Genomic DNA, 23,747 nt, shown 5'->3' with positions numbered 1-23,747 from the left:
TAAAGATTAAACTTACGTGGGTCACTTAAGTAAAAACTCCTTGGTGATCGATCCGGTATGCTGACCTAGTGTTGGTGCAGCTACCTTGCTGTTCAAAACTTTCCCGTCAAACCTTATGGGTAGACGGGTTGTCAGTAATTCTTCTACATCTTGGTGTTCGAGTTTTTGAAGCATATCGAGGTGCTGAAATGCTTCTGTTTCAATCAAATCATCCCAGTTCAATACCTCCGATGCCCATACATCGTGTTGCGAGAATATCGACATCCAGTGTTCGGTCTTTTCTTCCAACAACTTGGTTTGTATTTGCTCTTTAATTTCATCTCGATGGCTAAACCACATTTTACTGTCGGTGTATTGAGCGATGTTTTCGTCGCCCATTAATTTCCCAAGCTGGTCAACTGGTCCCATCGCGATCGCGATATAGTTATCTTTGGTTTTATAGATGCCATAAGGCGCTGATAAATACGCATGAGCATTGTTCATTTGGCTACGTTCTTGTTTTTTCTTGCCGCTATTCAAGTACGTGGTAAGCACCTCAAACTGAAAATCAATCAACACTTCCATTAAGCTGGTTTCTACTTTACCGCCTTTTCCTGTGGACTGGCTTTTTACCAATGCTGCCAACACACCTTGAACCAATGCATTTCCCGCCAACATATCCGCGACGGCTAACCCCATTGGCGTCGGTGGCATATCGCTGTTTCCACTGAGCCATGTCAAACCAGATAGAGACTGCGCTAACAGGTCTTGTCCAGGGCGATTCACCCATGGTCCCGTTGTGCCATAACCAGAAACGGACCCATATATAACTGTAGGATTAAATTGACGAATTGTTTCATAATCCAATCCCAATCTTTCGATCACACCCGGCCGGAAATTCTGCAAAACGATATCCGCTTTCTTTAAGAGATTCTTTACTGCGGCAATGTCTTCAGGCTTTTTTAAATCGGCACAAAAGCTTTCTTTATTGCGGTTAATGGCTTGAAACAATGAATTCACACCACCCACATCGGTGTCTGTTAAGTACAAGTGCCGACATAAATCCCCTGAGCCTGGGCGCTCTATCTTGATTACACGAGCACCTAGATCCGCAAGCTTTAACCCTGCTAACGGTCCAGCTAGAAACTGGCTAAAATCGACTACCAACTTCCCTTCTAGTGGCAATGTCATCTTTTGCTCCTTGCGTACTCTTGCTGAATGTTTTCGATCGTTTTTTCCGTTGAAAGCTGGCCTTGTAGGCAAGCGTTAACCCAATCGCCTGCCACATCCTGAAATTGCATGTACCCATTATGTCTCGGGCGCAGATAGGCGTTTTCTAGCGTGGTTAATGTGTCTTTAAAAAAGTGGTTGGATTGCTGATTACAATGTTCATCCTGCCACGCAACCAAATTCCCTGGCTGCCCACCAGAGTTAAAGAAGAGATCTTTTTGCACTTCAGCGGAGGCGATCCAAAAAGCGTATTTCAATGCGATGTCTTTGTGTTGGGTAGACGCAGAGATAGCAATACCGGTTCCCCCCAATGTTGTGCCACCGACTGCGTTGCCACCAAATACTGGCGCGTCGCAAGAACACACAACATGTTGACGAAACCCTTCTCGCCCATAGTTGCTGTAGCCATACAAATAAGGGATGTATGCGGCATCTTCGCGACTGGCTAGCCATTCATAAGCACCAATGGGGTTCATAGAGAAGCAACGCTCATCCAGATGCTGGCTTACACGCAGAAGCTGGTTAAGTGTCGCGATGCCCTGCTCAGTAGCGACACCGTTTACATCGTTGCCAAATGGGTTTCCTTGGTTGGCGAGCACATTGTAAAAAGACATGAGTGCGTCGATAGGCTTTAACGGCCAAACAACCTTGCCGGCTTCCGCTAGTGCAACCACTTCATCCCATTCACGTGGAATACTGTCTAATTTATCGGGCCGGTATGCCGCTACAGGGGTAGCCGCGTCAATCGCCAATGCCCATTGGTGCCCATGAAAATACGATGGATGCGATTGCCCGACTGATTGCTCGGCTAGTGTTTCCAGTTGGTCGTCATAACCGTTTCCATCGAGAGGAAGCAGCAAACCGGTTTCGGACGCCGCACCAGCGTGAGGGTGATCAATCACCATTAAGTCGAACTCAGTGGTCATTTCTTCAAGAGGACGATCGGCAAACGCCTGCAAAGATCGTTTATGCCAAATGATCTCTACGTCTGGGTTAAGCTCTGCAAACTTATTTGCTGTCGCGACCATTGGGTCGTATCCGCGGCAGTGATCCCAAGTCATACCATGTAGTTTTAACTTACTCACCCGCTGACTCCTTCTTGCCGTCATTATCTTTATAGAGAACCGTCAATAAGTGCTCGCAATAAAGCACAAGCTCACCATCGCCCTTATAAACGCTGTAGCTCACGCGGACTAATCCCATCTCGTCGTACTTGGGTTCTTTCGATAAGTTTTTTCGCACGGTGTATATGGTGTCGCCAATAAAGGTGGGTTTGATAAAGCGGAGTTTGTCGTAGCCGTAGGAAAATGAATTGAGGCAGTTGGTTGCTACCAAACCCAAACCGTAGGAAAAAACTTGAGCCCCAGCCACCAATCGCTTACCAAAATGCCCTTCTTCTTTGGCAAAGGTGTCATCGGCAACATAAGGATGGAGATCCATTACCAAGCTATTAAATAGCATGGCTTCACCTTCAGAAATGGTGCGCCGTAATGATCGAATGGTATGACCGACTTCGAAATCCTCGTAATACCAATCTTCTGCATTCCAAACCGGAATATCAGCGTGGTCAGTGGGCATACCTTTTACCGGACGTGATGAAACGCCCACTGTCGGCTTTCTTTCCATGATAACCTCAACTTTAATTTCATATTCGAAATCTAATTTCAAAATCAACACTAGCACTTGACTAAAAAATGATCAACAATAAATTTCAAATATAAATCTAGATTGTGAATATGAAATTCGATAAGCGGGAAATATAGGTAACGACCATGGAACGAGCACGATATTTTGAAGACTACGAAGTGGATGAAATGCGCCTTACATTAGGCCGCACCATTACCGAAACGGACTTTGTAGTGCATGCAGGTCACACTGGGGATTTTTTCCCACACCATATGGATGAAGAATTTTGCAAGCAACAACCTTGGGGTAAGCGCATTGCCCACGGCACGATGACGTTTGCTATTGGCATCGGATTAACTGCAACAGAAATTAACCCATTCGCTTTCACTTATGGATATGAAAGGCTTCGCTTCCCGAATCCGGTCTATATTGGGGATACCATCAAAAGCCGAATTACCATAAGCAAGAAGATGGATGATCCGAAACGTGAAGGTTTTGGGCAAGTCACTGAAACGGTCGAAGTGCTGAATCAGGATGGAAAAACCGTTCTCTATTGCGAACACATATTGTTAGTAGAGAAGAAGAAATAAATACTTTCTTTTTCAAGCGAGCAGCTTTCACATATAAAAACTTTTTCGCATAACTGGCGAAACACCATCGCAAAGCGCTAAATTTAAATTCAAAGGAGTGAATAATGACAATGGAATTGCAGCAAACTTGGCCACAACCCAGTAACCCCAAACCAATTGTAATCATTGGTGCTGGCGGAATAGTTCATGATGCGCATTTACCGGCCTACAAAAAAGCCGGTTTTCATGTTCAGGGGATCTTTGATATTGATACTTCTAGAGCAGAAAAAGTCGCCAGCGACTGGGGAATCGAGACTGTATATAAAAGCTTAGAAGACGCCACCCAGTTTACTGATGTGGTTTACGACCTCCCTCTTCCCCCTGTTGCAGCCCCACAAGTGCTCGAAATACTCCCCGATGGCGTACCCGTTTTGATTCAAAAGCCTCTAGGCTTGGATCTTGAACAAGCAAAAGTGATCCGTAACATTTGCGAGCGCAAAAACCTCATAGCAGCCGTGAACTTTCAGCTTCGATTTTCTGCCATGATGCTGGCACTAAGAGACGTCGTTCAAAGCGGTAAACTGGGTGAGCTAACGGATATTGAAGTACACTTAAACATTCATACTCCGTGGGAGATGTTTCCGTTTCTACTCAAAATGGAGCGAATCGAATTGCTGGTTCACTCGATTCATTATATCGACCTCATTCGCTCAATCGCAGGTAACCCAAAATCGGTCTATTGCCGGAGCATGGCAGATCCACGCTCGCAAGACTTCAAACAAACCCGCACCAGCGCCATATTGGATTACGAATATCCTCTGCGCTGCCTAATGTCGATCAATCACAATCACGATTACGGTCGTAAAGCGCAAGACGCCAGTTTCCGCTTTGAAGGAACCGAAGGCTGCGTGATGATAAAAATGGGCGTCCTGCTGGATTACCCCAACGGCGAGCCTGATGAGTTTTTGTTTTGTGAACGGGGCAAAGAATGGCAATCCGTCCCACTTGAAGGCGGGTGGTTCCCAGAAGCGTTTATCGGCACCATGAGCAACATTCAGCGCTTCTCATCCGGTGAAGATGACACCCTACATACTGCTGTTGCAGACGCTTTCCAAACCATGGCGGTTGTTGAAGCTTGCTTCGAAAGCAACAAAGCAAGAGGGATGGATATCCAATACTAACTCATTAACCCCCACTCATTTAAAAAGGCTGCCAAGTGACATTGGCAGCCTTTTTTTGATGAAAGAGAGTTCACTCACACAACATTAATTCACAATAAATATGTGCCTAATTTCATTATATAATCCCCGTACTTTTAAAAACCACATACCTTATAGGATGAAGCGTAGATTCATTCACTTCAGTATTAGGAGTACAAATGGACAGATTCGAAGAAGCTGTAATGGAGTATATTTGCTCTAAACCCGATTGTTTTATTAAAACTCAAATGTCTTTACCGTGGGATGATAAAAATAAAATTGGAGGTAGTTTACCTGATTTTGTGGTGCTAGATTTCCGAGAAAAAACAGTCTATATCGTAGAAGTTACAACAGCTTTCAATATCAAAGGCATACTAACTAAGGCAAGTGAGCGCGAAGCTCGTTGGTATCGCCCAATTAGGAACTATGAAGCTGCATGGGTAAAAAACATAGTTGAGTGGGAGTTCCGTGTGTGCCTATTTTTACGGGATCAATTAGTTGACAAAGCAAAAAAAGAGGCGTGTGACTGGGAAGACGTAAGCATTATTTCTTTAAATTGTACTACTAACCCTTGGGAGTGGGAATGGAACAATGATAATGTTCCAAGTAATCCTTTAAGTTAGAGATTAGATAGTTGAAAAGGTATGTGGCATGCATCTAGAAAAAGCAAAAAAGCGAATCGATAAATACGTTAAGAAAGGCTTCAATGGTTACCCCCAAATAACATTGACATATTACGGGATGACAAAAGATTGCGCCACGGAAGTGGTTGTTCAATTTACACCATCAGAGGGCGATAGCATTCAAGAAGAGCGTTTCTCTTGTGAAACTGAAATAAGAAATAGTGAGTTAATACAAACAACACTAGTGAAGATCATAGACAGAACAAACGCTAAATCTGTCCTTGAAACTCAAGGGGTTGTCGCACTTTAAATTTTGTACTGCTGTTTTTGTTAACTAGCTGAGTTGGTTAAATGTGAGCTATAACACTTCAAAAAGACATGAAACTGAAAGCCAAGATCAGCAATCTAAGTGGTGCTATAAAGAATTAGGGGATCTAATGGAAAAAGTTGATTGGCACAGCAATCATATTGAAGACACCACTGTTATAACAGACACTTATAAAACAACTCAAAATGTTCGTCGGTACTTCAAATCCAAGCTTGGAGAAGAATTTAAATTCGACCGTAGTTTTATGCAGTGGATGCAAGAAGCGACCGGTCAAACAATGTCAGATGCTTGCCAAGAGTGGACTAATCGCCAAAAGTTAAAGTAACCAGTCAAACCCTCTTTCATCAAAAAAGCTGCCTACAAATAGGCAGCTTTTTTGATGGAAGAGAGATAGCTCGCACAAAATACATTTCCGCTCATTATGAGCATCATTGCACCGTATGATTATCAGAATTTAAAGACTAGTACCCTTCGAATAACGGGTATTTGGATTGAAAGCCAAGTTAATACCTCTAAGTATAATTATGTATTACGAAACTATAGGAAATGCCTTGTGATGAGAGTATTTAGAAAAATTTTATTAGCCTCAATGTTTGTTTCTCCTATGTGCTATGCGGAAAATATTCACTTAAACTCCCTTGAAATAAAATTCATTAGAGCTGTAGGCGACTATAGTGGTAGTACATACGACAATACGATTGAACTTTGGTTCACGAGCCCACTAGTTTGGCCTTCATCTTCTTGTACTGATACTCGTAGGGTATATGTAGATTCAAAACACCAACATATTATAAGTGCTGCCTATACTGCTTTTGCTGCAAACAAAAAAGTCAATGTTCATGTTGATTCAACACTGCCAAAACGAGGCGGTGCATGCGAAGTTTCATATTTGGACATTTTGAATAATTAACGTGGAAAATACCTATTTTGGATAAAAACGTGGCATTTTCTGTCTATTAAAAAGTGCCACAACTTCATCGAATTTAAGGTCCGAAATCACATGGAGAAACAGGGCAGTGCAAAGAGTGGAAATGAGTCCAAAAACCTTATTAAACGAAAAAGAATTCAGACAATATAGAAAAAGTAACAGAAAGTGGTTTCTTTTTCACACTATTATTCTGGTTTCAATCCTTGTAACAGTAGCTATATCAATTTTTTACAAAGAGTTAGAAATGAGTATTTATACTGGTTCTCTAGTTTTTCTGTACATTATTTCCCTAGGCGTCATTGCGTCAAAGAATAAGTTGAATTGGATTTTATGGGTGTTACTCACCTTTATCGCAATGTTTACATTACCAATAATAGGTATGCTCATTTCACATGCTCTGATCGCCAGAAAGGGATTTAAGAATAATTGGCTATCCAGCCTGGATACCTAAAAAGTACTGTCAACTCGCCCCATTAATTTTTGGTGGATAAATGGACTATGAAGATAGGTCTGTCTGACAGACTGAGATACCAATGAAAATGACCTAGTCAAACTAACGCACTTTGATTGAAGGAGAGTTCACTCACACAAAACACATTTTCAATAAATATGAATTAAGTTGCAATGTATAATCACCTCGATTTTACAGAGCTGATTTTGGTCTTTAAGACTCTGTTATTCATAATAAATATTGGAGAAAAAATGAAAAAGCTACTCTTGTTGTTATCTTTGGTGGTTTCTACAAATGCATTTGCCGCTTTCAATTGTGAGGTGACCGTTAATCGAGTACTCGTTTACGGAAATGGAAGTGTTAATATTCTGCATTCTGGCAGAAATGATTTTACCTATATATGTAATACAAAAGGCACATGGAAAGGCATCGATACCGTCACATGTTCATTGTGGGTTGGCATGCTGCAAAATATCCAAAATAACGCCAAGAAAGCGATATTTTATTATGGCGGACAAGGCACATGTGCAACGCTTCCAACCTATGGTAATACACCAGCCCCCGTATACATTGGTTCAATTCAGTAACGGTTAGGCAGATACAGATAGATAACACGATGCGCTACACGCCACTTGGTTTGGCGTTAGCGCTTATTCTTTTTTAAAGAGGGAACGCATTGAATTGAAACAAAGTAAATCGGAATTTTGGTCTGGTGAGGAATACGATGCCCAATATGGTCATTTATATTCCGCTGAAATTTCTTTTCTACAAGAGCTAGCTCAACAGAAAAATTTTAAGAGCCTATTGGATGTTTGTTGTGGGACGGGCATAGTTACCATTCCTGTATCCGCGGATCTAACACGCTGTGTAGGCATCGATTTTTCACTGCCCATGATCAACCATGCAAATAGTAAGTCACAAGGATTACTTAACGTAGACTTCCTTGATATGGATGCAACTGCCTTCGACTTAGGCAAAACGTTTGATTTGGTATCGATGACAGGTAATGCATTTCAGGCTTTCATCTCTGATGAAGACCTCTTGTCAGTTTTGAGCAACATCCGCCAACACATGGACCACAACAGCCTGTTTGTATTTGATACTCGGCTACGCGGTTTAACAAGCCTTGAAATGACGAATAGCTATGAACATTGGGATAGCTACATTAGCTCTACAGGTCTTGAAGTTCAGGTATATGGTAAAGGTAAGCAACATGAACACATCGCGAACACAATATTGCTCGATATTCGTAGGGAATATCAAAACAGCGACCAATACGATAGCCAGATCGAACTAAAATATCGCTCGTTAAGTGAAATCAGAGAACACTTAGCTCGCTGTAACTTAGAACTGGTTGAGCTTTACTCGAACTGGGAAAGATCACCGTTTGAGAACTCTTCTAAAAGTATCGTTGGGGTTGTCAGAGCGTTATAACATAATGCTAAAGATTCCCAGCTGTAAACATAGGTTAGATCAAAAGGAGCAAAATTGAACCACTTGGAATTGAAAGGTCCTGAAAAAGGGCTAGGAAAAAAATGTGAGCCTGTACTTCGCACTGTCCCTGAATGGTTTGGGCGCGAAGAAGCGCTGCGTGAATACGTTGATACGATTGAAACCTTAGATACCTATACTGCGTGGCAGAAAGATAAGTTGGTTGGGTTCTTTTCCGTCGATTACCACAATGACTACTCTGCTGAATTACATGTACTAGCCGTGGATAAGGAATACCATCGACAAGGTATAGGGCGAAAGTTACTGGTAGCTATAGAGTCAGACCTAAAAGCGAGAGCGATTAAGCTTCTCCAAGTTAAAACGTTAGGAACGTCTGCTTGCGACGATAACTACGACAAAACGAGACATTTTTATATAGGTATGGGCTTTTACCCTCTTGAAGAACTTGCGGATTTTTGGGGAAAAGGAACCCCTTGTTTACTTATGATGAAATGCATTTAACCTAATATTTGCCTCAACCAATAATGATGATTATATGGAACTTAGTAAGACATTAAATTTCCCAATTGGTGCAGTTTGGTTTTTCTCACTACAAGGTACAAAATATGGATGAAAACACCAAAAACTGGCGAATATTCTATAAGAAAGCGTTGTCTCGCCCTCATGCTAAACGTACTGAATTAGCGACAAAGCTGAATGAATCTAAATCCAACGTAGTTATAGATTGTGGCTGTGGAACAGGAAGCGACATTGATTACCTCGAACAGCAAGGGTATCAAGTGCATGGCTTTGATGTGAATCCTGATTCCATAAAAATTTGTCGAGATCGGTTCAAAACAAAACCTTTAGTGGATATCACCAAATCCTCGTTTGAATTGTATGATTACCCTCACTCTGGCGTTGTGATCGCCAATTCGAGCTTATTTTTTGCAGACCCCACTCATTTCAATAGGACTTGGGAAAAAATCGAAAAGTCGATAGAAATCGGCGGTGTGTTTGCAGGCGATTTTATGGGTGTGAAAGACAGTTGGGCTTCAAATTTTCGTCAGCCCACTACCCCATTGAGTGAACAACAAGTAAGAGGGTTATTCGTTAACTTTGAGATAGTAAGGTTTATTGAACGAGATGAAAGCTCCGAAACTACAATCGGAATTCTCAAGCATTGGCACACGTACTCTGTTGTTGCTGTGAAAAGAACGTAGCACCACACAACAGCGAGAGTTTTCCAATTCAAATTGAGTCATTTTGGCTAAAGATGATATGACTCGCACAGATAAGGAATCTAAGATATTCAATCCGATTTACTCTGTATACTCGCCCCTTTTTTGAAAACCCAAGTCCGTGTTGAAAAATGGACGTTAAAATGAAACGAGGGATCCGATGTTTTGGGGAATAGCTTTTTCGATCTATGTCATTTATTTATTAGGGATCATTCCTTTAAAGATATATCACTATTGGACTGGTAAAGAAACGAGTGCTTTAAAGGTAAAAATTGAAGAGTTTTCAGGTAGTTTATTTTTCTCTATTGGACTCATTGCGGTATATGGTCAAATCAACCAACAGTTTTTCTTTGTTCATGAGTTTTGGGTAGCTTGGCTAATTATCTATACTGCTTACTGTATTATCAGCCTTTTTTACTCACCAAAAATGCGGCATGTAGCGAATGTAGCAAGCAAAAAAGTACTTATCATTGGGACGATCATAGCTCATCTAGTATCACTTCCTTTGTATTACGCTGTGTTTATTCAAGCTGGTTTCTAGCCATCACAAATTGTCGAAATAACAAGCACGGCTTTTAATGCATAGCCCTAGCACAATGCTTTCAAAATCATGAAGGTGAGATCGCTCGCACAAGTCAAGTAGCCCACAAATATAAGCTTGGTGACCTTGTATGATGCTCCATAAATTTAGTTCACATTTAAAGTAGTATGCAGTAGCGGTAGTTCTCCGCTCTTGGCTACTTTATTGGGCGTTAGTTTGCTATGGAGAAAGCATGAAGTTTTTAGTAAAGATGATCCCAGTACTTTGTATGGCGACTTTTGGTGTTCACGGTGGCACTCAGACTGGCAAAGTAGAAACTCTATATGCGAGAGCATCCGATAATTTGCATCTTGTAACATTGAGTGGCGGTACTGCAAAAACTGGCTCCCCGAGTTGTGCAACAAGAGGTTACTGGCTGATTAGAGATGAAAACTCTGTCGCTGGAAAATCGCAGTTTAGCCAGTTACTTGCAGCAAAACTGGCTGGTGCAACTGTCACGATTACGGGTCTCAACACATGCAGCCGTTGGGGCGATGGTGAAGACATAAACACTATAGTAATTAAGTGATAGATACCTTTCACAAAACATAGCGTAAAGCATCATTTGTTTGATAATAATCGCAGCAAAAAGCCTATGCGGGCATTTCGATTTGGAAAGGACAGATGATAGTGATTTAGCAAATATTAGAGTGGGTGTTCAGGGTATTCTGAACACCCACCTTTTTTAGATTTGGGCTGAAAAAATTAGAACTTTTTCGGAGCGTAACCTGTCATTGCTTTCAACTGAAGTTCTTTACCCAATTTTGTCGTCGGGTGCACGACAACCAAGCCTTTTACTGATTTCTTCAGTTTGCCCATATCCGCTTGTTCAGCTTTAGTGATTTCACGAGAAAATGGCATATCAAGCAAGCTTTTACGCTCTTTGTTCATGTCGTACTGTTGCTTGTGCTTCATCGAGTTCGCTTTCTTGTTCATCTTTTCTATTTCATCAACAAACTTTGAAATCATTTCTTGATCGCCACGCCCTTTCGCTGCGTCTAGTTTACGTTGGCAGTTATCTAAACGGTTGTGAAGCTTTTGAAGTTCTTGCTTTAGGCTCATGGTGATCATCTCATTGAAACAGAAAAGGGCGGCGAGTGTAGCATAAGCTCCCTTACTGCCCTAGCTATAAATGGAACTGTACACTACCAAGAACAGTCGCACACGCCATCTGAGCAGTCTTTCTTGGTCCAAATGACATTGGAACAACAATCCGCATTCTGACAAAATTGATCGTTTTCTTTTTTGTCTTTTTTCTTTTTCCTATCTCGCTTCAAAGTATCGTTAGCGACTCTGCATGCTGAAAAGCGCTGTGAGATCCTTGTTCTTGATGAAAATACACCGTGCTCCTGAATGATTTTTTTAACAGCTTCAGAGCATGAATCCCCTTTATGCAAGCAGGCATGGGCACATCGAAATCCTTTATAAGGAGAAATAAAACGCTGGTAAAACCTAATAAGTACGACAGCTAGAAACCTCATTCACGCTCCTAAATTGCATCCACTCTTCTTTTAGTATTCCGTATCTTACGGAGTCGTAGTACTCGCCCTTATAGAAACGCACTTTTCGCAGCCTGCCTTCAAGTTTGAAGCCAAGTTTTTCGGCGCACTTCATCATTGCAGGGTTACCTGACCATGTTGTGAGCCCGACTCTTTCCAGTTCTCTAGTTGCAAATATATTCGAAACCCAAAGGGTTAACGCTTGTTGAGCGATACCTTTTCCCCATGCTTTCGAATCATAAATGACAATACCGGACTCCAACCAACGGGTGTTTTCATCTTCCCAATAACAGCTAACGGTTCCTACTTGTTCACCATTCCATTCAATTACCTGAATGTCTTCACCTTTGAGAAGCCGCTGAAACGTGGTTGTACGAAATATGTCTTCTGTTGGGCGTGTGTAGCCAAAGTAAGGACCATTGTATTTCGCCCATTCCTCGTCTTTGGTCACCAATTTATGTAAAGCCTGACATTCGTCTTCGAACGCCTTTCTGATAATAACAGTCATAGAAACACCTAAATATCCTGAACTCAGGATAAAAAGAAGCTCCCAATATGGGGAGCATTCATTTTTATATCTTATAGGTTTAACTTACTATTAATTAACGCAATTTCTTCTCGCCATTGCGACTGAAGCTTTGGCTTTTGATGCTTAGGCTTTCGAGCCAGATCGTCTTCAAGCCATATTTCTAGCTCCAATAACCTTTCGAGCATGATCTCTTCATCACTTTCCGAATGAACAGAATTGCTTACGTCCTTGGTGTTACTTTCCTTATTGAGTTCAGAAGAGCTGCCAATTTGGAGACCACCACTTTCAAAAGCCAAACGCTGGTACGCTTCATCAACGTCGAGGTACTCTTCCAGTTTTCCATCGGTCACTAGCCAAAATCGATTACAACTGGATTCGATAAGCCGACGATCGTGACTGACCACCAACGTGCCGCCTTGGAAGTTTCTTAAAGTTTCGAAAAGCTCTTCTTTCCCTTCTAAATCCAAGTGGTTGGTTGGCTCGTCCAGCATGAGAAGGTGGTAATTTGCGAGGGTTAACCCGATAAATAGCAATCGAGATCGCTCTCCACCACTTAGCTCTTTTACCTTTTGTTCGTGGCGGCTAAATGGAAAACCGGCACTGATTAATGAACGCTTTCGTACTTCTTCCGTTAAATTCCCGTAGGAATACAGCGCGTCGAGTAAGCTTTCCTCTCCGTTAAGCTGCTCTAAGCTTTGGTCGTAGTATCCGATGTTCGCTTTGGGATGAAGTACTATTCCTCCAACGTCTTGATCGTCGGTATACGCGTTCCAAAGCATGCGCATAAGAGAAGATTTACCACTCCCATTTCGACCCAATATCGCGACTTTATCACCACTTTTGATTTGCTGGTGAATGATATCAAATAGCAACGGAAGATGAAGCTGCGCTTTCACTTGGGTGTTTTCGAGTTCTAACAGGCGATTCGCTTGCATACGCTCACCCGACAAGGTCAGCGTCCACGGTGAACCTTGCGTAAGTTCGGTTTGCTGCTCGACCAATCGATCTTTGCGCTTTTCCATATGTTTGGCTTTACGAGCTAAGTCTTCGTTGTCGTAAACTTTGCCCCAAACGGCCAAACGCTTGGCGCTTTTTTCGATCCGGTCAATCTCCTTTTGCTCCGACTTGTGGCGCGCTTCATCAGCCATGTCTTTCTCTGAGAGCGCTTGCCTCGCTTCGCTACAAGGTAACTCAAAGCTATAGAGCCCTTTGTCTCTCATAATCCAAGTGGTATTGGTTACGCTATCTAATAGAGTCTGATCGTGAGACACCAAAACAAAGCTGCCACGCCACTCATTAAGAAAACGCTCTAACCATAGTAAGGTGGGTAAATCCAGATGGTTGCTGGGTTCATCTAAAAGCAATAGATCGGGCTGGGTAATAAGCGCTCTTGCCAGCAAGAGTTTCATGTGCTGCCCACCACTGAGGGAGGACGCAAGCTGTTGCCATTGGCTTTCGCTAAAGCCAAATTCCGCCAATAACGCTTCTACGCGCCATCGTTCATCGGACTCTGGTAATTGTTCTGCTAATGCTTCAATCAAACTGGCGTGCTCAACTGCGGTCGGAAGGTGCTGCTCTACGCTGGCAACCACACAGTGGTGTGCTTTGGTAACACTTCCAGTGTGAGAATCTGATTTGCCACTTAACACGGCAAGTAGCGAACTTTTTCCACAACCGTTGTGCCCAATTAAGCCAATTTTGTTGCCTTTTTGCAGGGTGAAAGAAATCGCTTCAAACAAAGTGCTTGAAGGTTGTTCAATAGTAAGAGTTTGTGCTGATAATAAAGTACTCATAAGTTTCTCAAGAATTGCGGGCACAATGCCCTTGTCAAACTACGCTGACAACAATCCAAGAGCTCAAGAGAAGAGCACTCTGAATAGAATGGTTTGTATTCGCTCAAGCCTGGATTATCGCAGCACGATATCGCAATGTCTTGAGTGGTTCACTATAGCAAAGTGACGTGCGCTAAACGGGCGACACACAAACATAATTAATTCCTCCTTTTTGGTTAGCGGGTAATACCCTATGTGGAACAATGGAAGAATAATAAGACGTGACTTGATAATAAGACAGCTTTGAGGTTAATGAGACATAAAAAAAGAGAAGTTCGTCACTTCTCTTAATTCGTTTAAGGTGTTCGCATTAATTAATTATATCAAAAGGTTACTGTATGCTGCCCTCATGAAGATTTCCACCCATCTGCTCGTTTAAATATTCAGCCGCTTCCAGCATAGCTTCGCGGCATTCTTTCCTGATGGCACGGTTATCGCCTTCAACACTTTCTATTAAAGGAATGGTCAAACAGGCGATTGCCTGCCCAGAATAATCCGTTATTGGTACTGAAATGTTGACGACGCCTTTAATGACATAGCTTTTGCGCTCTTCGTATCCTTTATTGCGAACTTTCGCTAGCTCCGCTTTTATCTGGCTAATGTCTTCTTCACTACCGGGAGGGTGGGCAAGGATAAACTGCTCCAACTCGCTGTCTGGCGAGTGCGCTAAAATAACGCGACCAGAAGACGCTTTCCACACATCCAATTTGGCGCCTAGGCGAACGCTCATCAAGTGGTATCCCGGAGAATCAACTTGCCCAATAACCAACAATTTTCCTTCAGATACTATGGCTAGATGAACCGATTGCTGAAGCTTTTCAGCCAGTGTATTCATAACCGGAACCGCAAGGGATGTTAGGCGTTTTATCTTTGGATAACGATGCGAGACTTCGAACAGCTTCGTGGTAAGCGCATACCTGTCGGTGTGAGAATCTAGCGACAAATAACCTCTATCGCACAGCACCACCAGCATTCTAAAAATCTCTCCGACACTTCTGCCTAATTCTCTGGCAATTTCGACCTGAGAAAGCCCAGAAGCATGGCTTGAAAGTACTTCTATGATGTCTAAGCCCTTTTCCAGGGCTGGCGCTTGATACTTTTTCTCTTCTTTCGTATCCAATGGTTTTCCTTACTGGTGAATAACTTGCTCCCAAGCTGCCTTTGTGGCGCTATACCCAGTAACCTTAAGATACTTGGGTACAAGACTGTCGCTTATTGGAACCAATACTACTGAATACTTTACCAAGTTTCATCTGCGAGACATCACTTCATTCATACTATGTGATCGCATTTTCCACTTTAGTTGTTTGCCGTATTTTGTCCCAATCCCAGTTTATACCTAAGCCAGACTCAGAAGGAGCAATAGCTTTACCATTATTTATTGAAAGTGTGTTCGATGTAACAGAACCTAACTGCGGGATATATTCTAACCAGCGGCTATTAGGCACTGAACAACATAACGATACATGCAGTTCCATTAAGAAATGCGGGCAAACAGATACGTTATACGTTTCAGCCAAATGCGCGACTTTTAGCCAAGGGGTAATCCCCCCTACTCTTGCCACATCGACTTGAACAATATGGCATGCGCCCCGCTCTAAATATTCTCGAAAACCACGCGTGCCGTACATGGACTCGCCGACCGCAATAGGCAGCCCTGCAGTCGCACACAATTGCTGATGACCCGAGATGTCTTCCGCTGGCATCGGCTCTTCTAGCCAACTGATTCCGAGTTCGGCGAATGCTCTGCCTCGCTTTATGGCTTCATCACGACTAAAGCTTTGGTTGGCATCAACCATGATGTGGTAGTCGTCACCCACCTGCTCTCTCACGTATTCCAATCTGCGAATATCTTCCGCTAAACTCGGTGAGCCGACTTTTACTTTGGAGCCACCAAACCCTTGCTGTTTAACCGCAATGGCATCTTCCGCAAGTTGTTCTGCCGTAAGGTGTAACCAACCGCCTTCAGTGGTATACAGCGGGATCTCATTTTTCGCTCCTCCCGCCATTTTCCACAATGGAAGCTGAGCTTTGATCGATTTTCTGTCCCACAGCGCAGTATCAATCGCCGCAAGTGCTAGGGACGTAATTGCGCCTACCGATGTGGCGTGTGAATGAAAATACAAAGAGCGCCAAATCTCTTCAATACAGTCCGGATCTTTCCCAATTAGCTGAGGCAAGAGGTGATCATTTAGAAGCGCAACGACAGAAGAGCCTCCAGTACCAATGGTGTAAGTGTACCCTACACCCGTTACACCGTCACTATCGGTAATTTTAACAATAGGTGTTTCTTGACAAACAAACGCCTGAATGGCGTCAGTTCGTTTTACTTCAGGAGTCAGATCGACCCAAAAAAGCTCTGCTTTCACTATCCGTGTCATGGCTTTGATTCCTTAACCCTGATTCCATTCAGGCATTTTCATACGAGACGGCAACTTGACTAGAAACACCCAGCCCATCGATACCAAGTTCTACGACATCGTTCTCTTTCAAATATCTAGGTGGGTTGAACCCTAGCCCAACACCAAACGGCGTACCTGTCGATATGACATCACCTGGTAATAAGGTCATATATTGGCTGATGTAACTGACTTGGTTGGCGATTGAAAACACCATGTCACTGGTGTTGCTGTCTTGCAGTATTTCACCATTCAAAGATAACCATAACCGGAGGCTTTGCGGATCCGCGCACTCGTCGGTGGTAACCAAGTAAGGTCCAAGCGGCGCAAAGGTGTCGCAGCTTTTGCCTTTTACCCACTGCCCTTCTTGTTCAAGCTGGAATTCACGTTCTGAGTAATCGTTGTGTAGCGCATACCCAGCAACATAATCCAGTGCTTCGTCTTCCGAGACATAACTGGCTTGCTTGCCGATAACAATGGCAAGTTCCACTTCCCAGTCGGTTTTCAGGCTGTTTTTTGGAATGATCACCGGATCATTTGGCCCACAAAGCGAGCTCGTCGCTTTCATAAACAACACTGGTTGGCTTGGGAGTGGCATACCCGATTCCTCGGCGTGTTTCTTGTAATTCAGACCAACGCATATAATTTTAGATGGGCGGCAAATCGGGGCGCCATAGCGTTCTTTTTCATCAAACTCTGGGCAATTCCCTTGGTGCTCGTCTAGCCATTTCGCCAACCTTTCTACACCGTCATTTTCAAAAAAAGCTTCGGTATAATCTTCACCAAAAGCGCTGACATTGATGCGTTTTCCATTGGCTAGTTCGACACCGGGCTTCTCTTGCCTCGGTTCGCCCACTCGAATCAATTTCATTTTGTTGTCCTTAGAATCATTCTGTTTAACGGAGTTGAACCACGCCACCATCTATGTCGTAGCTTACGCCTGTAATAAATTGGGCTTTGTCGCTGCAAAGAAACACTGCAATATCAGCAATTTCTTCCGGTGTCCCCATTCGCCCAATGGGTTGATATTCGCTGAGTACCTTGAACATTTCGTTTTTATTGTCGGGGTAGTGTTTATCTAAATACCCATCTACGAAAGGTGTATGAACTCGAGCAGGGCAAATGCAATTGCAACGCACCCCTTTATCAACGTAATCTCTTGCGACACTGAGCGTCATGGCGGATACCGCACCTTTAGAAGCGGAGTATGCAAACCGATCGGCTATACCTAATTTCGCAGCGATAGAAGAAAGATTGAGAATGGATCCTTTTGCCGATTGAAGCATTGGTATCAAGTACTTGGTGAATAAAAATAAGCCATTCACATTCACTGAAAATACTCGTTGAAGCTCATCCAGTTCGGTATTTTCAACGTTACCAATGTGTGCAATGCCAGCATTGTTAACAAGAATATCCAATCGACCAATTTGCTGTTTCAGTTCAGCAACCAAGCGCTTCACATCGGACTCCGAAGACACGTCACACGTTAACGCTGTGATCCGATCAGAACCAAATTCTTCCGCAGCACTCTCTAGGTGCTCTGGATTAATATCTACTAAAACGACATGTGCGCCCGCTTGATGAAAACCTTTAGCAATCGCTAACCCAATCCCAGAGGCTGATCCGGTAATAAGGGCTACTTTTCCCTGTAGCATGGGTATCTCCTTAATTGAGTTCAAAGACTTGTTCCATGTTTTGCCACCACGCTTCACCTGCTTCTGGTAACGGCTGCTGCATGGGTTTCATCCACGCCCACCATTTTTGAGTAATGGGGTCTGCAGCCATCGCAGCCATGTCACCTTCAAAGTCATGACCAACGTATTCAAAGTAGGCAAACAGCAAACCGTCGTGATGAAAAATGGAGTAGTTCTGGATGTGTGACGCTTTGATTTGAGCCAATACTTCAGGCCAAACTTCAGCGTGTGCTTTAACGTATTCGTCGTAATGTTCAGGCTTTAATCGGATAACTTGACCAAATTTCTTCATGAGCATCTCCTAACGTAGCCGTGACAAATAAAAACGTTGTGCCGTCTTATGGAAAAGGTGCTGGCGCTCTTCTTCTGTCCAATTTGAAACCATAGTGTTTAAGCGTTGATGCCATTCCTGAGCTGACTCCACTAAAGCCACTACCGGCCAGTCGGAGCCAAACATTAGCCTTTCTGCACCAAATGCAGTTTTTAGATAAGCAAGCACATCGCTTAGCAAGCCGTCTGTTTTTGAAAGATCCCCAGCTTGGGTAACAAGACCAGATACCTTACAAACAGAATTTGGCATCGCCGCTATTGAGGCAATATCTTGTTTCCATTTTTCATAGGCTTTTTCATCTTCCAAATAGGAGGCAATGGCAGGAATACCGCCATGGTCGATAACGAAATGCGTATCTGGGCAATGCTTGATGAGTGCTGTGGCATCCTCTAGCTCTTGAGGGCGAATACAAATATCGAAAGAAAACCCAGCATTACCTATCGCCTGAGCACCATGAATAAAAGGCGCTTGCAAGCAGTATCCTTGTGGTCGCTCCTCTGTATGAAGTACCTGTCTGAATCCAACGACATGTTTTGCTTCGCTGTGCACGCGTTGTAGATAAGGGACAATGTCGCTTCGTGTGACATCAAGAGATGCAACCATAGCGACAAGCGGAGATTGAGGATCTCGACAAAGCAGCCCTATAGCTTCAATTTCCTTACCTTTTTGGCTCTCAACGACATCCACTTCCACGTAGATGGCGTGATCGACGGATTTAAAATCGGATTGGTACATGTCCAAACTGAACGTTTTATTGAGCGCTTCAAATCCTGAGACCCATGGCAAATCGAACTCATTCAAATCCCATAGATGTAAGTGACTGTCTATGATCATTTCTGCTCTCCTTTTTCAGTTCGATATTTTAAATATAAAATTACATTTTAAATACGATATGTAAATCGATTTATGGCTATTATTTGATCAATTTAGCAGCTAGCGTGAAGTTGATCACGAAGCACCGTCTTTTAAGGAAGAGACGTTTCTTATTCGAAGAACCTTAAAATGAAAAAAGGCTCCACAATGGGAACCTTCTTGAAATGAGGTCGTTGCTTCTATTAGAGCAAGTTGTTGATGCTGACGACCTCTCCGCTCGCTAAAGATTGGTCTACAGCACATCCTATACTCGTCGAAATCAATGCTTCTTTCCCCGACGGATAACACCCTTCCAATGAGGAAAGGCTGCGGCCATTGATTAGCTCTTTCACCACATCAATGAAATACGACATGGAAGAAAACGTGTACCCTTCTGTAGTATTGCCAAACAATGGGTGGTCCTGCTCCAATGCCCCATAAGGGTTGACCTGCAAACTAGATGATTCGCTGCTGTGCGATGAAAAATAGCCTCTTTCTTGACTGTCCACTTCGGCAATTCCTTCTTCACCCACTAATTTAATGCCTTGGTTAACAATAGAAGGAAATGAACGTGGCAGTATCCAACTCACATCATAGGTAATCGACACACCGGATTGGTATACGACTTTCGCTTGAATGCTGTCCCAAGCCCCCTCAATCCCTTCAGATTCCAGTTTTCCTTTGAAGCCATGGGCATAGACTTTCTCGGGCTTGTCACCCGTTAACCAATAGACCAAGTCGTAAAAATGCACACCAAGAAACCAAGAAGGAGAGGATTTGGCAGCCCAGCTTCTCAGCCAGTCTGTCGGAACAACGATTTTGTCTTCCATATGCACGTAGCCATATTGAAGGGTGCCAAATTTATCGCGTTGAATGTCTTGCTTTAACCTTATGTGAGCAGGGTCGAAACGTTTATGAAAATCAACATACAAAAGAACTCCCGCCTCTTCACACATGGAAATCAATTGTTTAGTGCGATCTATGTTTACGTCTAGCGGTTTTTGAGAAAGTATGTGAACGCCGTGCTTGACCGCTTCCTCAATGATTTCGTAATGAAGGTGGTCGGGAGTCGCAATGGCAATCGCATCCAGTTTCGTGTTTCGCAGCATATCTTGATATCGGGTAAAGGTTTCCACACCAAATTGTTTTTTTCGTGTTTCTAAGATATCTGGGTTAACGTCGGCGAGAGCAACAAGGTTGACCCGACCCTGCCTTTGTTGATCATAAAAACACTTCAACATATGGGTGCCGTATACGCCCCCGCCCACCACAGCAATATTAATGTTACTCATTAAGCAAGTCCTTTATAAATATCCATAGAATAATTTAGGCAACCAAGTCGATACTTCAGGGAATACAATCAGAATGATGATAGAAGCCGTCAACGGAATAAAAAATGGCAGCACCGCTTTAAATACTTTCTCTATCGGTAGTCCAGAGACTCTTTCTAATATGAAAAGAACAATGCCAACAGGAGGTGTGATTACCCCCACCATTAAAGTAATGACCATTACCACACCCAGTTGTAATGGAGAAATACCAGCAGCCGTGATTACTGGCATAAAAAGAGGTGTAAATATAATGATGGCGCTGACTGTTTCCATAAAAAAACCAACCATCAGCAATATAAACGCAATCAAAAATAGAATAGCCGTGGGGTCAGATGTACTTGATAAGATAAGTTCAGATAATTGCCTTGGTAGTCCTAATCGAATAATCAAATACCCAAACAACGAAGCGGTAGCAACAATCAGCATGAGAGGGGCAATTTCTCTTGCCACTTTCTTCATTATTTCGATTAAGTCATTAACATTGATTTCTTTATAGACAAAAACACCAAGGACACTGGTATAAATCACCGCAACGACCGACGCTTCTGTTGGTGTAAACAGACCACCAAAAATACCGCTAAGAACAATAACAGGTGTCATCAGTGGCAAAAATGCACCTTTTAATGATTGGAACAACCGAGAGGTTGAGAAGGTACTTCTCGGCGCGCCCTTTCGGCTCCCCCAAATCCACACCGTCACGCTAAGTAATACGCACATCAAAAAGCCAGGTAACACCCCCGCTAAGAACAAACCTCCGATAGAGGTTCCAGACACCACACCAAACACGATCATAGGAATCGAGGGCGGAACCATAGGACCAACCGTGGATGAAGCCGCCGTTAATCCGACGGAGAAAGGCAATGGGAACCCTCTTTCCTTCATCGCTTTAATCTCTATTGCCCCAAGGCCCGCTGCGTCGGCTGCAGCAGAACCCGACATACCAGCAAAGATCAAACTGGACGCCACATTCACGTGCCCAAGCCCACCGGGAAGATAGCCGACCAGCGCATCGGCGAAGGAGAACAATCGCGTGGTTGCGCCTGAACGGTTCATGATTTCACCCGCAAGCATAAAAAACGGAACTGCAACCAACAAAAAGCTGTTTACGCCGTAGTACATGCGCTGAGCAACCAGATCGACAGGAGCGTCCATACCGAAAAGCATGACCATCGAAACCAGAGAGGTCACTCCTAAAGAGAGAGCAATAGGCATTCCAATAATAATTAGCCCTAACAGCAGCCCTAATATCAGAAACGTCGTCATATTATTTCATCCGAAGAGTTGTTACTCTTTAATTGGAAAGCCTTTAAGAAAAAAATACCCGCCATCAAAAAGGTACATATAAATACAATAAGAAATAGATACCCAACCTCAATAAAGGGTACCGTTGGTATTTCTGCACCCCAGTTGATCATCATGTAGCTGTAATTCCCATATGAGCAGACAGAAAAAAACACACCACAAGTTATCGATATCCCTTTATCCAAATAACAAGAAACTCTTGTGCTAAGTTTATTTTTAATCGTACTGACCTTTACATGAGCATCGTTAATGGTCGCGAGTACACACCCTATAAATATGAGCAAAATATAGGAGATTCTGGTCAATTCCTCCGTCCATGGAATAGACTGTTGTATGAGGTGCCGGTTGACTACTTGTATACTGACCATTAGTAACATGATGATGAGTAAAAGTAGTATGCTTCCATTTAAACACTTTTTTACTTTATCCATGCTTCTGCCCTTCAAGTTCTCACTTTCGCTCCTTTATTCGATAACAAAGGAGCGATTGATGTACCCAAGTATTGCTCTTCAAACCTCTAAAAGCAGACCTGAGTCTAGAAGAGCGCTACTTCGCCGCTTCTTTCACTTTTTGGTACAGGCCCGGTTTTAGGAAGGTATCGGCAATTTCTTTTGATTTAGACATCGCTGCCGCAAACTCTTGCGGAGATACTTCTACCACCTCGGTACCCGCCTCTTTCAAGGTCTTGATGTAAGCGGCTTCAGCGTCAGCGAGCAATCCATCGCCAAATTTTGCCGCTTTCTTCGCGGCTTTTTCTATAATGGTTTGTTCGTCTTTACTCAGTTTTTTCCATTTACGTTCAGAGATTTGAATCTTATATACATCCCTTACGTGACCGGTTAACGCGACGTATTTCTGAACCTCATAAAATTTCGCGTTAACAATGGCTTCTAGTGGGTTTTCCTGTGCTTCCACCACACCTGTTTGCAAAGCGGTATACAACTCAGTAAAGGAAATGGTGGCAGGAACGGGTTCTAATTGCTTCCAAATGGCTATCCACAATGGGTTTTCTGGTAGACGTAATCTCAGCCCTTTCATATCAGAAGGTTTTTCGATTCTGCGGTTGGAAGACACATTGCGTGCACCTCGGTTCATCACCGCGAGCGTTCTTAGCCCTTTTTTCTCAAGCATCAACTGGTCAATTTCTTGCCCAATCGGACCGTCGTAGACTTTGCGAACGTGTTCCACACTCTCAAAGAGATAAGGAACCGATAAGAAGTATTCTGGTAACCAATACACAACATCGGAAATGCCCGCCAATGACATGTCAGTTGAACCGATGACCAATGACTCCAGTATTTCCCTTTCGTTCCCTAAAGCGCCATCACTAAATAAATTAACTTTAATCTCGCCATCAGACTCACTTTCAACGAATTTCTGAAACTGAGTCATGGTTTGTCCAATCTGCCCACTTCCGCCTGCAAAGCCTGTTGCGAACGTAATGTCTGTTTCCGCATTAACATGGCTAGTCATGAGAAAGCCGAATGACAATGCTAACAAGCCGCTTTTTACCTTTGGTAAGTACGTAAAGATGTTCATAAATTTCCCTTTCTGTTTTAGGGTCGTTAACCCCAGTCCCAACCTGAGCCTGCCTTCGTGTTATAGGCTCAGGACTTGACCCACCTACATCCTATTAAGTAGATCATCCCATGTTCCTTTTACTTCTTTCAGCCTCTCTGTTAGGTACAACCTTTAATTTAATTACAGATACTGTAAATAAATAAACCTACACCTGTGCCTAGCCAGCTAATCCACGCCTAGTGGTTCGCTATCTAGGCTTCAAAAAAACCACA

29 protein-coding genes are annotated in these 23,747 nt (G+C 43.1%); 12 read left to right on the top strand and 17 right to left on the bottom strand.

All coding sequences use genetic code 11. The features are described 5' to 3' along the window. Window positions 1-21 precede the first annotated feature (21 nt). The 3 genes from Q8W40_RS04370 to Q8W40_RS04360 are packed head-to-tail and all read right to left on the bottom strand — an operon-like array spanning window position 22 to window position 2,835. Window positions 22-1,170 carry a CaiB/BaiF CoA transferase family protein gene (locus Q8W40_RS04370; RefSeq protein ID WP_126608411.1) on the bottom strand — a complete coding sequence of 383 codons (1,149 nt, stop codon included), beginning with the start codon at window positions 1,168-1,170 and terminating at the stop codon, window positions 22-24. Then, a complete protein-coding gene (locus tag Q8W40_RS04365; RefSeq protein WP_305396043.1) occupies window positions 1,167-2,294 on the bottom strand; it encodes an extracellular solute-binding protein in 1,128 nt (375 codons plus the stop codon). The genes Q8W40_RS04370 and Q8W40_RS04365 overlap by 4 nt, the downstream gene beginning before the upstream one ends. Next, complete coding sequence (locus Q8W40_RS04360) at window positions 2,287-2,835, bottom strand: MaoC family dehydratase (protein WP_305396042.1); 549 nt, start codon at window positions 2,833-2,835, stop codon at window positions 2,287-2,289. The genes Q8W40_RS04365 and Q8W40_RS04360 overlap by 8 nt, the downstream gene beginning before the upstream one ends. 146 nt (window positions 2,836-2,981) lie before the next feature. Here Q8W40_RS04360 and Q8W40_RS04355 point away from each other — a divergent pair, with 146 nt between their 5' ends. The 12 genes from Q8W40_RS04355 to Q8W40_RS04300 all read left to right on the top strand — a co-directional run bounded on the left by Q8W40_RS04355 (window position 2,982) and on the right by Q8W40_RS04300 (window position 10,714). After that, entirely contained in the window at window positions 2,982-3,425 is a 444-nt protein-coding gene (locus Q8W40_RS04355) for a MaoC family dehydratase (protein ID WP_305396041.1), read from the top strand. A gap of 104 nt (window positions 3,426-3,529) precedes the next feature. Further along, the gene (locus Q8W40_RS04350; RefSeq protein WP_305396040.1) at window positions 3,530-4,585 is read left to right on the top strand and encodes a Gfo/Idh/MocA family protein; all 1,056 of its coding nucleotides are present in this window, start codon (window positions 3,530-3,532) and stop codon (window positions 4,583-4,585) included. Between the two features lie 197 nt (window positions 4,586-4,782). After that, the gene (locus Q8W40_RS04345) at window positions 4,783-5,226 is read left to right on the top strand and encodes a hypothetical protein (RefSeq protein ID WP_305396039.1); all 444 of its coding nucleotides are present in this window, start codon (window positions 4,783-4,785) and stop codon (window positions 5,224-5,226) included. Between the two features lie 28 nt (window positions 5,227-5,254). After that, window positions 5,255-5,536: a hypothetical protein gene (locus Q8W40_RS04340; RefSeq protein WP_305396038.1), complete on the top strand. Its 282-nt coding sequence runs from the start codon at window positions 5,255-5,257 to the stop codon at window positions 5,534-5,536. A gap of 127 nt (window positions 5,537-5,663) precedes the next feature. Next, entirely contained in the window at window positions 5,664-5,879 is a 216-nt protein-coding gene (locus Q8W40_RS04335) for a DUF6434 domain-containing protein (RefSeq protein WP_305396037.1), read from the top strand. A 706-nt stretch (window positions 5,880-6,585) separates the two neighbouring features. Beyond that, window positions 6,586-6,933 carry a hypothetical protein gene (locus tag Q8W40_RS04330; protein ID WP_305396036.1) on the top strand — a complete coding sequence of 116 codons (348 nt, stop codon included), beginning with the start codon at window positions 6,586-6,588 and terminating at the stop codon, window positions 6,931-6,933. Window positions 6,934-7,184: 251 nt separating this feature from the next. Then, complete coding sequence (locus Q8W40_RS04325) at window positions 7,185-7,520, top strand: hypothetical protein (protein WP_022550338.1); 336 nt, start codon at window positions 7,185-7,187, stop codon at window positions 7,518-7,520. Between the two features lie 94 nt (window positions 7,521-7,614). Beyond that, window positions 7,615-8,367 (top strand): class I SAM-dependent DNA methyltransferase, encoded by a 753-nt coding sequence (locus tag Q8W40_RS04320; protein WP_305396035.1) that lies wholly within the window; start codon window positions 7,615-7,617, stop codon window positions 8,365-8,367. A gap of 54 nt (window positions 8,368-8,421) precedes the next feature. Next, on the top strand, window positions 8,422-8,886 hold the full coding sequence (locus Q8W40_RS04315) for a GNAT family N-acetyltransferase (protein ID WP_305396034.1): 465 nt from the start codon (window positions 8,422-8,424) through the stop codon (window positions 8,884-8,886). Between the two features lie 104 nt (window positions 8,887-8,990). Further along, window positions 8,991-9,587 (top strand): class I SAM-dependent methyltransferase, encoded by a 597-nt coding sequence (locus Q8W40_RS04310; protein ID WP_305396033.1) that lies wholly within the window; start codon window positions 8,991-8,993, stop codon window positions 9,585-9,587. A 178-nt stretch (window positions 9,588-9,765) separates the two neighbouring features. Beyond that, a complete protein-coding gene (locus Q8W40_RS04305; protein WP_305396032.1) occupies window positions 9,766-10,146 on the top strand; it encodes a hypothetical protein in 381 nt (126 codons plus the stop codon). Window positions 10,147-10,378: 232 nt separating this feature from the next. After that, window positions 10,379-10,714 carry a hypothetical protein gene (locus Q8W40_RS04300; protein ID WP_305396031.1) on the top strand — a complete coding sequence of 112 codons (336 nt, stop codon included), beginning with the start codon at window positions 10,379-10,381 and terminating at the stop codon, window positions 10,712-10,714. Between the two features lie 176 nt (window positions 10,715-10,890). Here the strand turns inward: Q8W40_RS04300 and Q8W40_RS04295 are convergent, their stop codons facing one another. The 14 genes from Q8W40_RS04295 to Q8W40_RS04240 form a co-directional block, all read right to left on the bottom strand. After that, entirely contained in the window at window positions 10,891-11,247 is a 357-nt protein-coding gene (locus Q8W40_RS04295; RefSeq protein ID WP_101111340.1) for a YibL family ribosome-associated protein, read from the bottom strand. An 83-nt stretch (window positions 11,248-11,330) separates the two neighbouring features. Then, on the bottom strand, window positions 11,331-11,666 hold the full coding sequence (gene yidD, locus Q8W40_RS28090; RefSeq protein ID WP_370693358.1) for a membrane protein insertion efficiency factor YidD: 336 nt from the start codon (window positions 11,664-11,666) through the stop codon (window positions 11,331-11,333). After that, window positions 11,638-12,192: a GNAT family N-acetyltransferase gene (locus tag Q8W40_RS04290; protein WP_305396030.1), complete on the bottom strand. Its 555-nt coding sequence runs from the start codon at window positions 12,190-12,192 to the stop codon at window positions 11,638-11,640. The genes yidD and Q8W40_RS04290 overlap by 29 nt, the downstream gene beginning before the upstream one ends. Window positions 12,193-12,263: 71 nt before the next feature. Next, on the bottom strand, window positions 12,264-14,006 hold the full coding sequence (locus tag Q8W40_RS04285; protein ID WP_305396029.1) for an ABC-F family ATP-binding cassette domain-containing protein: 1,743 nt from the start codon (window positions 14,004-14,006) through the stop codon (window positions 12,264-12,266). Window positions 14,007-14,376: 370 nt separating this feature from the next. After that, window positions 14,377-15,165, bottom strand: coding sequence for an IclR family transcriptional regulator (locus tag Q8W40_RS04280; protein ID WP_305396028.1), 789 nt, complete (start codon window positions 15,163-15,165; stop codon window positions 14,377-14,379). Between the two features lie 157 nt (window positions 15,166-15,322). After that, window positions 15,323-16,426, bottom strand: coding sequence for a mandelate racemase/muconate lactonizing enzyme family protein (locus Q8W40_RS04275; protein WP_305396027.1), 1,104 nt, complete (start codon window positions 16,424-16,426; stop codon window positions 15,323-15,325). A gap of 28 nt (window positions 16,427-16,454) precedes the next feature. After that, the gene (locus Q8W40_RS04270) at window positions 16,455-17,315 is read right to left on the bottom strand and encodes a fumarylacetoacetate hydrolase family protein (protein ID WP_305396026.1); all 861 of its coding nucleotides are present in this window, start codon (window positions 17,313-17,315) and stop codon (window positions 16,455-16,457) included. 25 nt (window positions 17,316-17,340) lie between these two features. Further along, window positions 17,341-18,099, bottom strand: coding sequence for an SDR family NAD(P)-dependent oxidoreductase (locus Q8W40_RS04265; protein ID WP_305396025.1), 759 nt, complete (start codon window positions 18,097-18,099; stop codon window positions 17,341-17,343). A 10-nt stretch (window positions 18,100-18,109) separates the two neighbouring features. Continuing rightward, window positions 18,110-18,430: an L-rhamnose mutarotase gene (locus Q8W40_RS04260; protein ID WP_104402387.1), complete on the bottom strand. Its 321-nt coding sequence runs from the start codon at window positions 18,428-18,430 to the stop codon at window positions 18,110-18,112. 9 nt (window positions 18,431-18,439) lie between these two features. Further along, window positions 18,440-19,303, bottom strand: a complete 864-nt coding sequence (locus Q8W40_RS04255) for an amidohydrolase family protein (RefSeq protein ID WP_305396024.1) — start codon at window positions 19,301-19,303, stop codon at window positions 18,440-18,442. Window positions 19,304-19,524: 221 nt separating this feature from the next. After that, window positions 19,525-20,613, bottom strand: coding sequence for a Gfo/Idh/MocA family protein (locus Q8W40_RS04250; RefSeq protein ID WP_305396023.1), 1,089 nt, complete (start codon window positions 20,611-20,613; stop codon window positions 19,525-19,527). Between the two features lie 12 nt (window positions 20,614-20,625). Beyond that, window positions 20,626-21,915, bottom strand: a complete 1,290-nt coding sequence (locus tag Q8W40_RS04245; RefSeq protein WP_305396022.1) for a TRAP transporter large permease — start codon at window positions 21,913-21,915, stop codon at window positions 20,626-20,628. Then, on the bottom strand, window positions 21,912-22,322 hold the full coding sequence (locus tag Q8W40_RS28085; protein ID WP_370693363.1) for a TRAP transporter small permease: 411 nt from the start codon (window positions 22,320-22,322) through the stop codon (window positions 21,912-21,914). The genes Q8W40_RS04245 and Q8W40_RS28085 overlap by 4 nt, the downstream gene beginning before the upstream one ends. A gap of 178 nt (window positions 22,323-22,500) precedes the next feature. Beyond that, the gene (locus Q8W40_RS04240) at window positions 22,501-23,493 is read right to left on the bottom strand and encodes a TRAP transporter substrate-binding protein (protein WP_305396021.1); all 993 of its coding nucleotides are present in this window, start codon (window positions 23,491-23,493) and stop codon (window positions 22,501-22,503) included. Window positions 23,494-23,747 lie beyond the last annotated feature (254 nt).

The organism is Vibrio penaeicida (assembly GCF_030689305.1).
Taxonomy (GTDB): Bacteria; Pseudomonadota; Gammaproteobacteria; order Enterobacterales; family Vibrionaceae; genus Vibrio; species Vibrio penaeicida_B.
Note: the sequence above shows the minus strand (reverse complement) of the source record. Positions and strands in the feature narration are given on the sequence as shown.

Bases quoted from the DNA above. Each gene is read 5' to 3' on its own strand.
- Q8W40_RS04370 (WP_126608411.1), bottom strand. From the start codon at position 1,170: ATGACATTGCCACTAGAAGGGAAGTTGGTAGTCGATTTTAGCCAGTTT.
- Q8W40_RS04360 (WP_305396042.1), bottom strand. From the start codon at position 2,835: ATGGAAAGAAAGCCGACAGTGGGCGTTTCATCACGTCCGGTAAAAGGT.
- Q8W40_RS04355 (WP_305396041.1), top strand. From the start codon at position 2,982: ATGGAACGAGCACGATATTTTGAAGACTACGAAGTGGATGAAATGCGC.
- Q8W40_RS04350 (WP_305396040.1), top strand. From the start codon at position 3,530: ATGACAATGGAATTGCAGCAAACTTGGCCACAACCCAGTAACCCCAAA.
- Q8W40_RS04345 (WP_305396039.1), top strand. From the start codon at position 4,783: ATGGACAGATTCGAAGAAGCTGTAATGGAGTATATTTGCTCTAAACCC.
- Q8W40_RS04340 (WP_305396038.1), top strand. From the start codon at position 5,255: ATGCATCTAGAAAAAGCAAAAAAGCGAATCGATAAATACGTTAAGAAA.
- Q8W40_RS04335 (WP_305396037.1), top strand. From the start codon at position 5,664: ATGGAAAAAGTTGATTGGCACAGCAATCATATTGAAGACACCACTGTT.
- Q8W40_RS04330 (WP_305396036.1), top strand. From the start codon at position 6,586: ATGAGTCCAAAAACCTTATTAAACGAAAAAGAATTCAGACAATATAGA.
- Q8W40_RS04325 (WP_022550338.1), top strand. From the start codon at position 7,185: ATGAAAAAGCTACTCTTGTTGTTATCTTTGGTGGTTTCTACAAATGCA.
- Q8W40_RS04310 (WP_305396033.1), top strand. From the start codon at position 8,991: ATGGATGAAAACACCAAAAACTGGCGAATATTCTATAAGAAAGCGTTG.
- Q8W40_RS04305 (WP_305396032.1), top strand. From the start codon at position 9,766: ATGTTTTGGGGAATAGCTTTTTCGATCTATGTCATTTATTTATTAGGG.
- Q8W40_RS04300 (WP_305396031.1), top strand. From the start codon at position 10,379: ATGAAGTTTTTAGTAAAGATGATCCCAGTACTTTGTATGGCGACTTTT.
- Q8W40_RS04295 (WP_101111340.1), bottom strand. From the start codon at position 11,247: ATGAGCCTAAAGCAAGAACTTCAAAAGCTTCACAACCGTTTAGATAAC.
- yidD (WP_370693358.1), bottom strand. From the start codon at position 11,666: ATGAGGTTTCTAGCTGTCGTACTTATTAGGTTTTACCAGCGTTTTATT.
- Q8W40_RS04290 (WP_305396030.1), bottom strand. From the start codon at position 12,192: ATGACTGTTATTATCAGAAAGGCGTTCGAAGACGAATGTCAGGCTTTA.
- Q8W40_RS04285 (WP_305396029.1), bottom strand. From the start codon at position 14,006: ATGAGTACTTTATTATCAGCACAAACTCTTACTATTGAACAACCTTCA.
- Q8W40_RS04275 (WP_305396027.1), bottom strand. From the start codon at position 16,426: ATGACACGGATAGTGAAAGCAGAGCTTTTTTGGGTCGATCTGACTCCT.
- Q8W40_RS04270 (WP_305396026.1), bottom strand. From the start codon at position 17,315: ATGAAATTGATTCGAGTGGGCGAACCGAGGCAAGAGAAGCCCGGTGTC.
- Q8W40_RS04265 (WP_305396025.1), bottom strand. From the start codon at position 18,099: ATGCTACAGGGAAAAGTAGCCCTTATTACCGGATCAGCCTCTGGGATT.
- Q8W40_RS04260 (WP_104402387.1), bottom strand. From the start codon at position 18,430: ATGAAGAAATTTGGTCAAGTTATCCGATTAAAGCCTGAACATTACGAC.
- Q8W40_RS04255 (WP_305396024.1), bottom strand. From the start codon at position 19,303: ATGATCATAGACAGTCACTTACATCTATGGGATTTGAATGAGTTCGAT.
- Q8W40_RS04250 (WP_305396023.1), bottom strand. From the start codon at position 20,613: ATGAGTAACATTAATATTGCTGTGGTGGGCGGGGGCGTATACGGCACC.
- Q8W40_RS04245 (WP_305396022.1), bottom strand. From the start codon at position 21,915: ATGACGACGTTTCTGATATTAGGGCTGCTGTTAGGGCTAATTATTATT.
- Q8W40_RS28085 (WP_370693363.1), bottom strand. From the start codon at position 22,322: ATGGTCAGTATACAAGTAGTCAACCGGCACCTCATACAACAGTCTATT.
- Q8W40_RS04240 (WP_305396021.1), bottom strand. From the start codon at position 23,493: ATGAACATCTTTACGTACTTACCAAAGGTAAAAAGCGGCTTGTTAGCA.